We start from the raw sequence: 15666 nt of genomic DNA on the forward strand, positions 1-15666 counted from the left end.
CCTGGATCTATTGGAACATTTTAACCCAACCATCTGAATAGCTTGAACCTAAAATATAGATGTTTATTATTGCTCCAACGTCATATTCAGGGGTTGAATAACTTCCACCTGCCTTTAGGTTTACATACTTATTTACTTTATCAACATATATAGCAATATCTCTAGATGCCTTTATTGTAAACTTATCTAGGTGATTTCCAGCAATTACACTGCATGAACAGTATGACCCAGCTGAATTTTTAGCTGATCTTGTAGAAGTTCCTGCAACTTTACAAATCCAATATGGTTGGGATAGCAAATTGATACTAGATGCCGCAATCATATCCATAGGAACTGCGTTTACTTTAATAATGTTTTTCCATATTCCGTTTGTATCTAGACATTGAATATATTTACTTTCTTCGTTATAACGAAGATAAGGATTACCGCTTTTAAAAGGGACAAGGCTGCCATCAGCCCCATAGTAACCGTAATTACCATCTCCATCGATTCCAAATGATACACCGCCAAAATTTTTATTTTGTTGAGGAAACCGCCTCCAACTTGGTACGATTTCAGTATCAGGAAGGAGGCGGTATTTTGAAGACGGAAGTGATGGAAAAAGTGCTGAACAGGATGGCGGACAAGCTGGATCCGAAGCAACTGCAGGAACTAAAGTCGGCGCTTGTGATCAGCCTGGAAGGATATCAGGTGACTCGGGAAGAGACCCAGTTGTCAACAGAAGTGCATGATAATTGGGCATACGCTCAGAAATTTTTCCAGGCTCTCATTGTGGCCGGAAAAGCGAAAGGGACGATTGATACTTATGGGATGCATATCAGGATATTGCTGGATGATATCCGGAAGCCAATTATGGAGATCACAGATGAGGATCTGATGCTGCATCTGGCCAGACAGAAGTACGGTCGGAATCTTAGCAACCGGTACCTGAATTACAAGAGGCTTGTGTTCCGGACATTCTTTGGATGGTTGCGACGTCGCAAATACATAAGCGAGAACCCGGCAGAACTGCTGGATCAGATTAAGTACGATGTGACTATAAAGAAGCCATACACAGATGAGGAACGAGAAAAAATCCGGTGTAGTTGTAAAAGGGAACGAGATCTGGCACTGGTAGACGTGCTTTACAGCACAGCGGCCAGGGTATCAGAGGTTACAGCTCTGAACAGATCTGATATTGATTTTGTAGAAAACGGCTGCATTGTACATGGGAAGGGAGGAAAAGAAAGAGCTGTGTATCTGAATGCTACTGCCGCATATCACCTGCAGACATATTTGCTGGGGCGTACAGATACGGATCCGGCATTGTTTGTATCATGTAAAACACCGCATAACAGGCTGACCAGAAGTGGGATAGAAGAGATCTTGCGGACATTGGGGGAACGGGCTGGGGTTAAGCTTGTACATCCGCATAGATTCAGACGCACAGCCTTAACCAATGCAGCCAACCGGGGAATGCCACTCCAGGACGTGCAGTGCTTGGCCGGACACAGCAGTCCGAATACCACAATGATTTATTGCACAGTGGACCAGCATAAGGTCAAGGCGGAGCACAGGATGTATTTAGCATCGTAAATCTGCAAGTTCATAGATGGGTATAACACTCGGCTCAGTCGGGTGTGTTTGTTGTGTCTGTGAGGCTGATATGTAGGTACATTTGATCGCTATGACGGATCAGAGCAAAATAAAAATTTGAAAGTAGATGGTGATATGACAATTGGAGAAATGATCGAGAAAATATATAATGCAATTAACTCAAGGAACCCTTATCAGCTTAAAACTATTGGAGTCATAGATGGAAATGGCTCGTTTTCTATTCCTGATGAAAATAAAGAATCTTTTATTATTGCTATACCAACAGAGGTAAAAGTTTCCACAAATGGATATGGAAACTGTAGACTAGACGGTGCATTTTATGGAACTTCTCCTTCTTGGAAGTATAACGAAAATGATAAAGTTGTCACCACAAGCAAGAGTAGCTGGACTATTTGCAATGATTCTGGATCCATAATAACAGGATCAATTAGATGGACCATATATGCTATTGAGTAAAAATTCTCAGAAATACGAATTAACGATAAAATATTGTAGTTTCAGATGAGACTACTGAGTCTTTTACATAAATTGATCCAGTTATTGTAGATAATGATACGTTTGCCTGAATTAGTATATTTTCTGTTATTCCAGTTATAAAACCATTACCGCAACGAAAAATTTTTCCTACATTAGAAAGATACTCCTTTACAACATGAATTTCTCCGACAATTACGCCTGATGTTGATATGTATATCGCCAATTCAGAATAGTCTAAATCTGTTGGAATAGATATGCTACGTTTGGAAGTTTCAAGCTTTTTCCAAATCTGTCTCAGAGAATTTTTATTTTGTCCTACAAAAGGTCATTCACATGAATCCGAGTCCATCGGAATCATATGAATGGCTTTTTCTATACGCCATTAGGAAGGAGGAAAGACCATGGGTGATCCTATCAGTAGAGAAGAGCATGAGGAGTTCCGGAAGCGTATTGAAGCTGAGGACAACCGCCAGAATCGTCGGATCGAGCTTTTGGAGAAGTCAGTGGAGCAGTTTACCAATCTGACAACAGCAGTACAGAAACTTGCTGACAACATGGAATCCATGCTCAAAGAGCAGGAACAGCAGGGCGAGCGACTGGAAAAGCTGGAAGGCAGAGACGGTGAGAAGTGGCGAAACGTGACGGGATACATTATCACGTTTGTTCTTGGGCTTGCAATCAGCTATCTGTTTAAAACAGCGGGATTCTAACTGTATGGAATCATACGGAAAAGGTGAGAGACATGGAAGAGGAAGAAAAGAAAAAGATCCGGACTATGGATGTGATTCTGATTGTGATTGCGGTATTTCTCTTAGTGTTTATAGTATTGATGCTATGGATGTACTACAAGACAGGCGGAATCCCGGACACGCTTTGCAACTGTGTCTTTGCGGTGTGTGGCGGTGAATGTGGAGTCATGGGATGGATCAAAACGACAAAAGATAAGCAGCAGGATCGGTTGTATGAGCTGGAAGATCGGGCTGCAGAGAAGAAGGAGGATAATGAGGATGACACTTGAAGTTTTTCTGATGCTTCTGATGGCGGTCAGTATCATGACTGGATTGGTTACGGAAGCTATTAAGCGGTGGTTGGATGAACGTAACAAGAAATACTACAGCAATGCGCTTGCAGGCTATGTGGCAATTGTAATGTCAGTTCTTTTGTGGTTGGCATATACCGTAATGGTACAGGCGGCGATCAGCGCACAGATGGTTGTTATTTTAATCGCGCTGGTATTGCTGAGCTGGTTAAGCGCTATGGTAGGTTATGACAAGGTAATTCAGGCAATCGGACAGATCAGGGGAGGTAATGTGTAATGGCAACAATCATGATCGGATCCGCGCGGATCGATGAGCGCGGAAAGTTATCTGGAGGAGTTGCTGGTGATCAGAAGCAGACATCCAACACCAACGATACAAAGGGCGAGGTAAGCATGCAGCCATTTTATGTACATAGTAAAGGCTGGTACATCCTGCGACCGAAGAATGCAGCTCTGGCCGCAAAGATGGCTGAGCGGATGACTGCCGCCTGCAACAACAAAAATATCGGTTATGACCAGGGCAACCGCTTAGGAGTTATCATCTATGGAATCGATACCAAGACAAAGACGGAGTGTGACTGCAGCAGCTTGACTAGGCAGGTTGTCAAGGAAGCGTCTGGAAAGGATCCGGGCAACTTTACTACGGCCAATGCGGCAGCGATCCTAGGAGCTACTGGGCTGTTTATTAACAAGATCAGCTATTTGTCCCAGGCAAGGACTCCGGTCTATAACGGTGATATCTTGGTGACAAAGACAAAGGGGCATATCGTAGTGGTAGTATCTGGCAATCCTCGTGGTGGAGGACAATCTACAACAGCATCATCCACCAGCGATACAAAGAAAGGAGCATATAAGATGGATACGATCAGAAAAGGTAGCAAAGGAAAAGCAGTGAAGATCTGGCAGGTGATCCTCGGATACACCGGTAGCAAGATTGACGGAATCTTCGGATCCGGCACTGAGGCAGATACAAAGACCTGGCAGAAAGCGCATGGTCTGACTGCTGATGGAATTGTTGGAGCGAAGAGCTGGAAAGCTGGTCTGGAATCTGCGTAAACCGTGTTACTAATTTGTTACTAAATCTTATGTTTTGACGGGATTTTTCACTATTTTTAAAAGTGAACTTTCCTATAATATAAGGAAAAATCGGCATTGACGAAAATGGGAACAATAGCAATCCTTAACTTTTCTTAAGAATCCCTACAGATTCTTGCTTTTTTTCTCAATACAGGGTACGATAAACTATATTATGATTATAAAATCTTAAGAGAGAAGAGGGCTTAAACATGAATAGAAAAGGCATTAAGAGAATAGGGCTTATGAGTCTGCTCGTATTGAGCCTGCTCATATTTGCACCGGCTGGAAGAGCACAGGCGGCCGGAACAGGAACTGTGAAGAACAGAGTAGTAAATGTACGGTCGAATGCAACGACTGCATCTTCGATCGTTGCGAAGCTTACACAGGGAACCAGTGTATCTATCACATCTGAGACGACAGGTTCTGATGGAAGAAAGTGGTATAACGTATCTTTTAAATACAATGGATCTAATAAAACAGGATGTATCCGTGCAGATCTGTTGAATGCAACAGGTACCAATACGGGTACATCTGCTGCAAATACATCAACAGCATCGGTCAGTGGATTCGGAGATGATTCTATTCTGGCAATTCGGGTAAATTCTGCAAGAGTCCGGAAACAGGCATCAACTTCTGCAGCTATGGTAACGACTCTGAATAAGGATGATCAGGTAAAGCAGAAGACAGCAGTGACTGGAAGTGATGGAAAGACATGGATCAGAGTATCCTTTACTAAAGGCGGACAGAAAACGTATGGTTATATTCGTTCAGATCTTCTGACACTGGTGAAGAAAGGGGATGCATCTGCAGAACCAGCAGGTACGACCAATACTACCAATACCAATACGACACCTTCGGCAAATTCAGGAAATATTCAGACAGATGATATTCTGACGGTAACAGCTACAGCAGTCAGAGTCAGAGAAGATCCGTCTGACAGTTCCAAGATTATCACAAATCTGTTACAGGGAGACAAAGTAAAGTTCAAGAAAACAAGAATCGGTTCAGATGGAAAGCAATGGACGAAAGTATCTGTCACTATTAATGATGTAAGATATCATGGATACATCCGTTCAGATTATCTGGCATTCTACCAGAAGGCCGGAGATGCAGCAGCAAGTACGGTCAATGAAGACACCAGATATGTGAGTGCCAGTGCAGTCAGAGTCAGAGAATCCGCATCTGATAAGTCTACGATTGTGGCAAATCTTCTGCAGGGAGATGCAATAGATTACCGTGGAACAAGAACAGGTGACGATGGAAAACAGTGGACAAAGGTATCTTTTACAATTAATGGAGCCAGATATCATGGATACATTCGATCTGACTACCTGTCCAAGACAAAATAGAATTACATAATTAACATAAAAAGAACCTGGCAGAAATCCTGTCAGGTTCTTAATCTTTTTAATAGTAATTGAAATACTTACAGCTTTAAGTTAGCCAGCAAAGATCCAAGATTCGTAGAAATATTCTCGGACTTCGGCATGGTGTAGTGCTCGTCTTCAGCCGGTTCATCCTCTTTTACAAGAAGAGCTTTCATGCTCAGAGACAGCTTGCCATCTTTGATAGCAATGACTTTGACCTGTACATCCTGTCCAACTTTCAGTACTTTCTCCGGTGATGTGACACGTTTATCAGAAATCTGAGATACGTGTACCAGACCAGACAGACCATTTGCCAGACGAATAAATGCACCGTAATCTTTCAGATTCTCTACTTTTCCGTCCAGTACATCGCCGACTTTGATCTGGTCGAATGCTTCCTTTTCTTTCTGCTTTGCTTCTGCACGCGCTTCATCGCGAAGAATCTCTCTTGCAGAGAGAACCAGACGTTTTTTCTCAGGATCAACAGTGATCACGCGGACACGGATCTTTTTGTTGAGCCACTCGTTCAGATCGTCTACATGATCCAGAGACAGACGGGATGCAGGAATGAATCCGCGAACACCATCTACATAAGCGATCACGCCGGCATTTACAACACCGCCAATTTTTACATTCAGAACTTCTTTGTCATCCATGTACTGCTGCAGGGTTGCCCATACAGGATCCAGTTCCTCAGAATCCTGAGCACCGGATTCTTCAGCAGCTTTGTAGGATGCTTCCAGCTCCTCTTTGAAATCGTCCATTGTCAGTTTTTCTTCCATGGTTATAATCTCCTTAACGATAAAATATAAAATCCCTATTCATCTATTATAGATAGAAAAGCCAGTAAAATCAATGCTATTTTGCTTTTTTACTGATTCCTACAACCACTCCGCTTAATGCAAGAAGTGCTAGTGCATTAGGAATAACCATCAATCCGTTAAAGAAATCTGCTAAAGACCATACCAGGTCAACCTTCAGAGTAGAACCGATGATGATAAATACAACCACCAGCATGGAGTAGATCTTTGTACCCTTCTGACCAAACAGATGCTTCACATTGATGGCTCCGAAGAAGTGCCAGCCAAGGATAGTAGAGAAGGCAAAGAAGAACAGGCAGACAGCGATGAAAATGTCGCCAAAGCTTCCCAGTACAGAGGAAAATGCATACTGAGTCAGGGCTGTTCCACTCTTTCCGCTTGCCATGGCACCGGTGGTCAGGATAGAGAATACAGTCAGGTTCAGAATGATAAAAGTATCAATGAATACGCTGATCATGGCAGCCAGACCCTGGTCATGTGGGGAAGCAGCTGTTGCTCTTGCATGTGCATGAGGGGTAGAACCCATACCAGCTTCGTTGGAGAAGAGTCCTCTGGCAACACCGTAACGGATCGCTTCTCTTACAGTAATACCAGCAGCACCGCCGAGTACGGCATTTGGCTTAAATGCACCAACGATGATCTGCATAAATGCAGTCGGAATAGAATTGATATTCAACAAAATAACGACCAGGCTTCCAATAATATAGATACCAGCCATGATCGGAACGATCTTCTCAACAACAGCAGCCAGTCTTGTAGTACCGCCTACGAAGATGAAGCCTGTCAGCACTGCCAGAACAAGACCGATGGCAATCGCCGGGATATTGATATTTCTTGCTGCAAATACTTCTGCAAATGCAGCTCCGATGGAATTGGACTGTACCATATTTCCCATGAATCCAAGTGCGAGGATAATGAAGATAGAGAAGAGTACGCCAAGCACTTTTCCAAAAGTTCCTTTGAATGCAGCATGGATATAGTAGACCGGACCTCCAGTCACTTCCCCATGTTCTACAGTTTTGTATTCCTGAGCCAGGGTTGCCTCAGCATAGATAGTTGCCATTCCGAAAAAAGCACTGAGCCACATCCAGAAGATGGCACCAGGACCGCCTCCTACTAAAGCAGTGGCAGCACCAGCCAGATTACCGGTACCGACCTGGGCTGCGATAGCAGTGGCAACAGACTGGAATGGAGTCATCTCACCGTTATTGCCTTTTTCGCCGTTGAGGTTCAGATTACCGAATACATGTTTTAATCCTTCCGGGAATTTGCGAATCTGAATGAATTTTAAACGAATTGTGTAGTAGATACCGGTTCCGCAAAGAAGTACGATCAGTATCACGTTCCAGAGTACGCTGTTGGCCGAATCGACCAGAGTTAATAAGTTTTCCATTTTCTTCCTCCTTGTAATTACCTTACATGCCCATTTTGGGCAATAAAATAAGAGCTGATATTCATATCAGCCCTCCAAAGAGTAGAACATTTGCATATGTATGCCCTGTCCTTTTGCCTGAGAGATAGGCGGAAACTATGTCATTCCGCTGTACACCTTCGGCGCTCGTTTTACGAGACTCTCCAGAGTAGTTATCAGGTGTCCGCCGGATAACTAAGCGAAATATAACATAGATTCCAGAAAAATACAAATAAGTATTTCTAATGGGTACTTATTCAGAAGAACGGCCTTCACCAGTCTGCCAGGTCTCCGATGGACTTGTATTCCAGGTAATGGTAGTACCGTCAGTGGTGGCAGTGATCGTACCTTGTTCATCCGTCCGGAAGACAGAGACTCCTGCTGCACGGAGCTTATTCATGGTCTCTGCATGGGGATGACCATATTTATTTCCCTCTGCACAGCTGATGACTGCCCAGGTAGGATCTACAGCGGATAAAAAGTCATCGCTGGTGGAAGAACTACTTCCGTGATGACCGAGCTTTAACACGTCTGCAGACAGTGGCAGACCAGAAGAGAGCATATCCTCTTCGGCCTCTTCCTCAGCGTCACCCGTCATCAGAAATGTAGTGTTACCGTAAGTCAGGCGGATCACAATGGAGTTGTTGTTATTGTCTTTGTATTCCTTAGACGGTGACAGAACTGTGAAAGAAGCATTTCCAAACGTGTAGGTGTCTCCGGGAACAGGATGCTCCACCGGAATCTGTTTGTCATCGATCACGCGGATCACATCCTCGTAAGTTTTCGTATCAGAGCTGTGATCCGGCATAAGTACCCTATCACAGTCGAATTTGTAGAGGACTACATCGGCGCCTCCGATATGGTCTGCGTCCGGATGAGTCAGTATTGCATAGTCCAGTTCAGAGATTCCAAGATATTCCAGATAAGACTGAACCAGGGTTCCTTTGTCATTGTCACCGGCATCAATGATCATAGCGTGATCATCCTGTGTGAGGACCATACAGTCACCCTGACCGATGTCTACAAAATGAACGGTCAGATCACCTGCATTTGCAGACAGATCGGTCTGTGCGTCCTGATAGACGCCCTGTGCAGACTGAGATGCAGTGTCACTGATGGGAGTGATCCCATCATTTCCAAAGGTATAACCGGCAGCACCGAGAAGCAGAACTGTGACGGCACACAATAGCTTCAGGGTGGCGGGGTATTTTTTCTTTTTACGTCGTTTACTCATAGCTGTCTCTCCTTTTTGATGGTTGCTGATTTCCGGGAAAGCAGAAATATATTCTCGGAACAAAACACCAAATATTGTATCATAAGAGTTGACTAAATGAAAGATGTGGTGGAAATTCATTTTGCAAAGAAAATCAAAATGTGGTAAAATTCAGGTACAAAAAGAAGGAGGGGATGCTATGAGTAAACGTATTATTACTATCAGCCGTGAGTTTGGAAGCGGTGGAAGAACAATAGGAAAAATGGTAGCAGACCAGCTGGGAATTGCCTTCTATGATAAAGAGCTGATCGAGAAGATCGCAGAGGAGACAGGATTCTCAAAGAAATTTATCGAAGAGTATGGAGAGCATGCACCGGGAACCAATGTATTTTCCTATTCGTTCCTTGGAAGAGATGCTATGGGGGTATCCATGCAGGATAAGATCTGGATGATGCAGAGAAAGCTGATCCTGGATCTGGCAGAAAAGGAGCCCTGCGTGATCGTGGGACGCTGTGCAGACTTTATTCTTCGTGACAGAACCGACTGTCTCAACGTATTTATTCATGCAGCCACAGACAAAAAGGTGGAGCGTATCGTGAAGCTTTACGGGGAGACGGCTGACAAGCCGGAGAAGCGGCTGATGGACAAGGATAAGAAGCGTCGGGTAAATTATCGGTATTACACGGATCGGGAATGGGGCGCATCTCAGAACTATCATCTGTGCCTGGACAGTGGAGAATTTGGAATTGAAAAATGTGCACAGATCATTGTAGATCTTGCAAAATAGGAATAAAAATGGAGTCGGATGAATGTATCATCCGGCTCCGTTTTTATGGATAGAGATTCAAAAATTTGTATTCTATAATTCAAATACCAGATCCCGGAACGCATCGCCACGTTCTTCAAAATTCTTGAAGATACCGTAGCTGGCAGCGGCGGGAGAGAGGATGCAGGCGCTTCCCCGTGGGGTGACTTTCTTCGCAAGCTCCACGGCATCGCTTAAATGTTCTACAAGATGTAGCCGGTCAGGATCATGGAAAGCAGGGTAACTGTTCTTGATCTCCTCATAGATCCGTTTTCCGGTGGCTTCCATCAGGATAATATGAGGAACCGAATCCACGGACAGATATTCAATCAGTTCTCTGTAGTCGATTCCGCGGTCCATGCCTCCGATCAGGATCGATCCTGGGGACGGGATACTCTTCAATGCCTGGATCGCTGTGTCGCAGATGGTGGAGATGGAGTCATCATAGTAACGGACGCCATCTAAGGAACCGATCAGGCGAAGGCGGTGAGGCAGCGGTTCATAGCTGATTAAAGCTTTTGTAAATGATTCATCATCCACGCCAAGTTCATGGCATACGCCATAATCAAAGGCGATATCCAGATGATTGTGATGTCCCAGCAGACGGATCTCAGATGCAGGAATTCGATAATCACCGCTTTCAAAACGGATTCGTGTTCCGGTCAGGGTCACATCACAGGAAGCGAACCGGTCTGACACGGTGAGAATGTGGGAAAGGCAGGTTCCCTTTGCTGGAAGTACATCCAGTCCGCAGAAGAGCAGGTCCTGTTCCTTCTGATGAAGGTAGATCTGCTGCTTGGCATGGACGTATTTTTCCATGGTTCCGTAGTGATCCAGATGCTCCTCATGGATATTCAAAAGGATCGCAATGTGCGGAGACACATGGATATATTCCAGTTGATGGCAGGACAGTTCACATACAATACGGGAAGCAGGTGTGATCTGTTCCAGAATATCAAAAAACGGAATACCGATATTACCGGCAAGGACCGTGTCCATACCGCTTTCCTGCAAAATATGATAAAGCAGGGTAGAGGTGGTACTCTTTCCTTTGGTACCGGTAATCCCGATGATCTGTTCCCGGTAAGCTTCAAAGAACACTTCGGTCTGGGAAGTGATCAGACAGGTGTATTCATCAGCAGCTTTTGGAAGTACGACTCCCGGACTTTTGAAGACCACATCATAATTCTCTAAAGAGTCCATATAATGTGCACCTGCAAGAAGCTTGATTTCTTCTGAGGAGACAGATTTCTTTTCGCCGGACAAAGTGGTGATTTCCATAGCGGCGGGAAGAGTCAGTGCTTCATTTCCATCGGCGATCGTAATGCTCGCGGCATCGCCCACTTCCAATATGCGGTTCAGGGTGGAACGGCCTTCCCGGCCAAATCCCAGGATCAATATGTTTTTCGCTTTAATCAGTTCGTGTAAACGGCTTAACAAGGCAGAACACCTCCATAGCACTCATCTGTCAGGATCTTTAAAAATTCTTCTGGGAGCAGGTGTTCGCCATCGTAATAGCGGTCATAATCATGACGGTGAGCAAAATTCGCTTCATAAAGCGGAAGCTCTTTGTAGCGTTTCAGAAGAAGCGGCAGCGGTTCACCAGCGGCTTCCATCTGTTCAATAGTAAGACAGATCGCTGCATTTACTTCATGGCGGCTTCCCACGCATTCAAAAGGCTTCTCGCTCTGAAGGCCGGTCAGTTTGTCAAAGCAGTCTTCCATAGAAGCGTCTTCCAGCATATCCGTACCGAAGATCTCTGTGAGTCTCTTGTGACTTAAGAACGGGGACAGGATCAGGAACACGAACAGGCATTTCGGGCAGTGTCCGCACCAGATATCCTGCTTGCTTCCCGCATTGCAGCTGCGGAAAATATTATGATAAGCAGTTGCGCCTGCGAAATATTTTGCAATCTGAAATTCAGACAGCGGGCGAAGCATACTGAAATAATAGACACCGCTTTCCAGCCAGTCCTGTTCATAAGTGTGGAAATCCTGTTCAAATTCAAAGCTCTTGGAGTACTGATGGTTGACCGTACTTCCAGCAACGGTACTTTCATTGGCACTGGACTCGTTGGAGAGCGCCACGTATTTAAGGCCGTACATTCTTGCAGTGATTACAGAAGAAAAGGCAACCAGCGCAGAGAAGGGCGTGTGACCATTTAAGAAGCCCTGTTTGTTAAGCTCCAGCATATTTTTATCAAGTGTACGCTTCACATGGATGCTGTGATCCTCGGAAAGTCCGGAGACTTTGACTGTGGACAGGGTAGCACCTCTTGGATTGATAATATAAGTATAGAGAGGATGTCTGCTCTTTTTCAGCATTTCGATGGTGCAGGCAGAGTCTTTTCCCCCACCCACCGGAATCAGACAACCGCAGTCAGAAGCAGCCGGATCTGTCACATTTTTTTCCGCCTTCGCAGTGAAGACATTGGCAATCTTCTGGATATCAGCAGACGGCTCGCAGACCAGTTCCATAAAGGTGTCATGATCTGCTTCAATGCCGTTGGTATAGAAGAATTCACCCAGTCCCTGATAATAAAGCTTTTTCCACCAGGAAATCTGAGCATCATTGATGATACCGGCTTTCACCACCACTTTCGGCGGGCAGGCGATCTTCCAGTAGCTGACAAGCTCCACCATTCCCAGAGAGAAGATTGTGCGGAGCAGAGTCGGATCTTCTGACCAGCAAGTACAATCTTCTGCTTTTTTCGGGAAGCACCAGGTAGGTGCGAAAGAAGACAGTCCCGGAATCTCAAAATGATAAGTTACCGCAAGATCGGAGGCTGTCTCATGAACTTCATAATGCGTATAGTAGAATACCGGATAATCCTTCCGGCAGGATGTATAAGTTTTTTCCATAAAAATAGACCCCTTTTGTGTCATTGTTTCCGGAGTCTATTTTACCACAGGAATATTTAATTGGAAAGGCTGTCCTGAAGAGCATTTACAATTTCTTCTTCAACTTCAGCCGGATAACCGTCCACAGTGCATACATGGACTTTGTTTACACCATCGATACTTCCGATGGCTACAGTCTGCTCCAGGTACTTGTGCATGTTCTCATAGGAAGGAAATACATGAACGCCTGTCAGCTTCTCCAGGTAAGCGGTCATTCCGAATGCACCCCAGTTGGATACGGTTGCGATAACCAGATGATCCACTTTGTTTACACAGGGAACCAAAGAAAGCTTCTTGGAAATTACATCTTTGAGATTACCCATGCCAATCTCATTTCCACCGTCACCGACACCCCAGGTCGGAAGACCTTTTTTGTGAGCCAGACTGAAGAGCTGATCAATCGTAGCAGTGTTTTCACGAATGCTGACTCCACGCATATTTGCATAATCGTTCTGACTGTTGATACCACAGCGTTCGATAGAGATCAGACCGACCGGATCCCGCTTTAAGAGCAGGTCCTGATAGAAAGAGGCGTCTGCATCGAAGGGAACATATTCTACTTCCAGTCCCATAGGCTCAAAATAATCCTTGCACAAAGCATCTGTTACGATCACGGGCTGATATCCTAATTTTTTCAAAGCCTGCGCAAGTACTTCCGTTCCAAGAGGACCATCGGTCTCGGCATAACCGGCTACATAAAAACCGGTGGTGAGGAAGATCACTCCATGAGGAAGATTCAGAAGAGCTTCTACAGCTTCTTCGCAGAATGCTTTCGGCATGTACGGGCGGAGCACATCCATACCTCTTTGAGAATGACGTAAAATAATATCTTCGATCATATGTATAACCTCTTTCCTTTGCCTTTTTGCGCACATTATAGTTGTATGTGAGGGGAAAGGCAAGAAGGAAAGACGCAATAATGAAAAGATTCAAAAAAGACAGTTTGAAATAAAATATTTTTCTTGAAAAAGAACAGAACAAAAAAATTTAAATCAGCCCAAAGGAGCGCAGCAGGTAGATCCAGCCAGTCATGGTGACAGAAGAAAACATGGTGGACAATACAATCGCATTGGAGGTGAGGACTTCATCATTTCCCATATTTTTTGCCATGATATAGCTGGAAATGGTAGTCGGAGATCCAAGCATGATCAGGATCGCTACCAGTTCACTCTGACGGAATCCAAGATACAGGGCAGCCGGGAAGAACACAGCCGGAAGAATCACCAGCTTGATCGTGGATGCCACCATAGCCGGGCGGAACTTGCGGATCGCATCTGACAGATGAAAACTTGCACCTACATTCAGAAGTGCCAGCGGAGTGGCCGTGTTGGACATATAGGCGATGGCTTTCATCGGAATTGTTGGCATGGTAAGATGCAGAACGTTAAACAGCAGTCCTGCCAGAATGCCAAGAATGATCGGATTTTTAGCCACGTTGATACAGGCTCTGCGGATCTGGGCTTTTTTGTCCAGTCCAATCTGATCGCGGGAGTGGAAAGTCAGGATCACAACAGAGAAAATGTTGTAAAAAGGAACGGCCGATACGATCATCAGAGGAGCCATACCGGAATCACCATAAATATTCTGTACAAATGCCATGCCGAGGATGGCTGCACTTCCTCTGGCGGATGCCTGTACAAAAGCACCGACCATGGACTTGTCCTTCATAAAGATCCAGGTCAGGATCCAGATCACAAGGAACATAATGATGGTTGTGAACATACAGAATAAAATAAATTTAAGATTAAAGACATCACTCATATCAGCGGTAGAAATGTCATAGAACAACAGGGCAGGCAGTGCCACCTTAAATACAAATTTATCTGATACTCTTGTAAATTCTTCAGAAAGGAATCCTGTTTTCATCAGAATATTTCCGAGAATCATGACCAGAAAGATGGGCGCAGTCGCATTGAGACTGAAGATAAAATTTTCCATAATACATACATCTCCTGTGTAAAAATGTGTCAGCGAAAAAACGCATTGACTCATTATAGCACTAATTCTGGATAATAAACAGATAAATTTTCCGGCGGAAGCATAGGCTCCGCCGGATCTTATCAGGTCTTATTGTTTTTTTGAACAGCAGGGAGATCCGCTGTTGTTGCAGTTATTTTTCAGAAGTTCTTCATTACCGGGCGGTCCCAGCTCCAACGGTCTGATGTCAAGCTCCAGAAGATCACCATTTACAAAGGTAAGACACAGACTGTCATCTTCTGGGATAAGGCTTCCTTTGGGAACGGGAATTTTCCCCTTCTGAGGAACCAGATACTGGGAGAAATAAACGCAGCTTATGATGACGGTGAGGCCAACGGTGATCTGACTTCCCGGCACATTCAGATCCAGTACTTTTGGATAAGCGATAGCTGTAAGTCCCTGCACCATATTGTTATTTTCGGAGAGAAAACCAAGATAGGTGATCTTAGGCGTGGTGGCAGTGGCATCTGTGTAGGAGATGCCATAAGGAGTAAACAGATCGAAGGATACTGAACTGGGATTGGTATCTTCATTATAGGATTCATCTGTAGATGGAGGCAGATAGGTCACAGCCTCTGTGTACGAGCCAAGAAGCTGTCCGGAGCAGCTATAAAGCCTGATCAGAAGAGTAACCGTCAGATTCTGCAGAGTGATTTCTGTACAGTTGGGGCGTCCGGCAATGGTGGTAACTGTAGAATTGCCGAAGGTGACATCCAGAACCTGTACGGTCGCCTTTTCAGCGGTGGTCTGTGTGGCAAATGCAGTATTTGTCACGGTGATGGTACGGCAGACGTTGATGCCGATCTCATCATAGATCAGAGGCGCATACAGCGGCAGAAGATCAGGAGTTCCGCAAAGTGGAGATGTACAGACATCCACACAGGGTGTTTCCTGGTGACAGGACTGTCCTCTTGCACAATATTTTGGCATAAGTTTAAGCTCCTTTCTGAAAGAAAGTCTCTATATAGAGTATGTGGACCATT

17 protein-coding genes and 1 riboswitch are annotated in these 15666 nt (G+C 44.7%); of the genes, 8 read left to right on the top strand and 9 right to left on the bottom strand.

Annotated features, from left to right (window positions below; all coding sequences use genetic code 11):
* Positions 1-7: 7 nt before the first annotated feature.
* Positions 8-328: a hypothetical protein gene (locus WMO62_RS04655; RefSeq protein WP_349143976.1), complete on the bottom strand. Its 321-nt coding sequence runs from the start codon at positions 326-328 to the stop codon at positions 8-10.
* Positions 329-579: 251 nt separating this feature from the next.
* Here WMO62_RS04655 and WMO62_RS04660 point away from each other — a divergent pair, with 251 nt between their 5' ends.
* The 7 genes from WMO62_RS04660 (at position 580) to WMO62_RS04690 (ending at position 5538) form a co-directional block, all read left to right on the top strand.
* Positions 580-1575, top strand: coding sequence for a tyrosine-type recombinase/integrase (locus WMO62_RS04660; protein WP_349143977.1), 996 nt, complete (start codon positions 580-582; stop codon positions 1573-1575).
* Between the two features lie 135 nt (positions 1576-1710).
* Positions 1711-2052, top strand: a complete 342-nt coding sequence (locus WMO62_RS04665; protein ID WP_349143978.1) for a hypothetical protein — start codon at positions 1711-1713, stop codon at positions 2050-2052.
* Positions 2053-2474: 422 nt separating this feature from the next.
* On the top strand, positions 2475-2783 hold the full coding sequence (locus tag WMO62_RS04670; protein WP_147600553.1) for a DNA recombination protein RmuC: 309 nt from the start codon (positions 2475-2477) through the stop codon (positions 2781-2783).
* Positions 2784-2815: 32 nt separating this feature from the next.
* Positions 2816-3091: a hypothetical protein gene (locus tag WMO62_RS04675; protein WP_147600554.1), complete on the top strand. Its 276-nt coding sequence runs from the start codon at positions 2816-2818 to the stop codon at positions 3089-3091.
* The gene (locus WMO62_RS04680) at positions 3081-3389 is read left to right on the top strand and encodes an aminopeptidase (RefSeq protein ID WP_147600555.1); all 309 of its coding nucleotides are present in this window, start codon (positions 3081-3083) and stop codon (positions 3387-3389) included. The genes WMO62_RS04675 and WMO62_RS04680 overlap by 11 nt, the downstream gene beginning before the upstream one ends.
* The gene (locus WMO62_RS04685; protein WP_349143979.1) at positions 3389-4168 is read left to right on the top strand and encodes a peptidoglycan-binding domain-containing protein; all 780 of its coding nucleotides are present in this window, start codon (positions 3389-3391) and stop codon (positions 4166-4168) included. Before WMO62_RS04680 ends, WMO62_RS04685 begins: the two co-directional genes overlap by 1 nt.
* A gap of 230 nt (positions 4169-4398) precedes the next feature.
* Positions 4399-5538, top strand: a complete 1140-nt coding sequence (locus WMO62_RS04690) for an SH3 domain-containing protein (protein ID WP_349143980.1) — start codon at positions 4399-4401, stop codon at positions 5536-5538.
* 77 nt (positions 5539-5615) lie between these two features.
* Here WMO62_RS04690 and WMO62_RS04695 read toward each other — a convergent pair whose 3' ends face one another.
* The 3 genes from WMO62_RS04695 to WMO62_RS04705 form a co-directional block, all read right to left on the bottom strand.
* Positions 5616-6338, bottom strand: coding sequence for a S1 RNA-binding domain-containing protein (locus tag WMO62_RS04695; RefSeq protein ID WP_118511886.1), 723 nt, complete (start codon positions 6336-6338; stop codon positions 5616-5618).
* 76 nt (positions 6339-6414) lie between these two features.
* Positions 6415-7770 carry an alanine/glycine:cation symporter family protein gene (locus WMO62_RS04700; RefSeq protein WP_118596365.1) on the bottom strand — a complete coding sequence of 452 codons (1356 nt, stop codon included), beginning with the start codon at positions 7768-7770 and terminating at the stop codon, positions 6415-6417.
* Positions 7771-7865: 95 nt separating this feature from the next.
* Positions 7866-7966, bottom strand: a riboswitch (glycine riboswitch).
* 75 nt (positions 7967-8041) lie between these two features.
* A complete protein-coding gene (locus tag WMO62_RS04705) occupies positions 8042-9022 on the bottom strand; it encodes a ComEC/Rec2 family competence protein (protein ID WP_349143981.1) in 981 nt (326 codons plus the stop codon).
* 178 nt (positions 9023-9200) lie between these two features.
* Here WMO62_RS04705 and WMO62_RS04710 point away from each other — a divergent pair, with 178 nt between their 5' ends.
* Positions 9201-9788, top strand: a complete 588-nt coding sequence (locus WMO62_RS04710) for a cytidylate kinase-like family protein (protein WP_349143982.1) — start codon at positions 9201-9203, stop codon at positions 9786-9788.
* A gap of 72 nt (positions 9789-9860) precedes the next feature.
* On the opposite strand, the gene murD is transcribed toward WMO62_RS04710, so the two are convergent.
* From murD to WMO62_RS04735, 5 genes are all read right to left on the bottom strand, one after another.
* Positions 9861-11246 (bottom strand): UDP-N-acetylmuramoyl-L-alanine--D-glutamate ligase, encoded by a 1386-nt coding sequence (murD, locus tag WMO62_RS04715; RefSeq protein ID WP_349143983.1) that lies wholly within the window; start codon positions 11244-11246, stop codon positions 9861-9863.
* Entirely contained in the window at positions 11240-12667 is a 1428-nt protein-coding gene (locus WMO62_RS04720; protein WP_349143984.1) for a MurL-like N-terminal domain-containing, read from the bottom strand. The genes murD and WMO62_RS04720 overlap by 7 nt, the downstream gene beginning before the upstream one ends.
* 56 nt (positions 12668-12723) lie before the next feature.
* Complete coding sequence (locus tag WMO62_RS04725) at positions 12724-13545, bottom strand: DUF4392 domain-containing protein (RefSeq protein WP_349143985.1); 822 nt, start codon at positions 13543-13545, stop codon at positions 12724-12726.
* A gap of 148 nt (positions 13546-13693) precedes the next feature.
* Complete coding sequence (locus tag WMO62_RS04730) at positions 13694-14644, bottom strand: AEC family transporter (RefSeq protein WP_349143986.1); 951 nt, start codon at positions 14642-14644, stop codon at positions 13694-13696.
* Positions 14645-14773: 129 nt separating this feature from the next.
* The gene (locus WMO62_RS04735) at positions 14774-15613 is read right to left on the bottom strand and encodes a hypothetical protein (protein ID WP_147602077.1); all 840 of its coding nucleotides are present in this window, start codon (positions 15611-15613) and stop codon (positions 14774-14776) included.
* Positions 15614-15666 lie beyond the last annotated feature (53 nt).

The organism is Hominiventricola aquisgranensis, assembly GCF_040096225.1.
GTDB classification, from domain to species: Bacteria; Bacillota; Clostridia; order Lachnospirales; family Lachnospiraceae; genus Hominiventricola; species Hominiventricola aquisgranensis.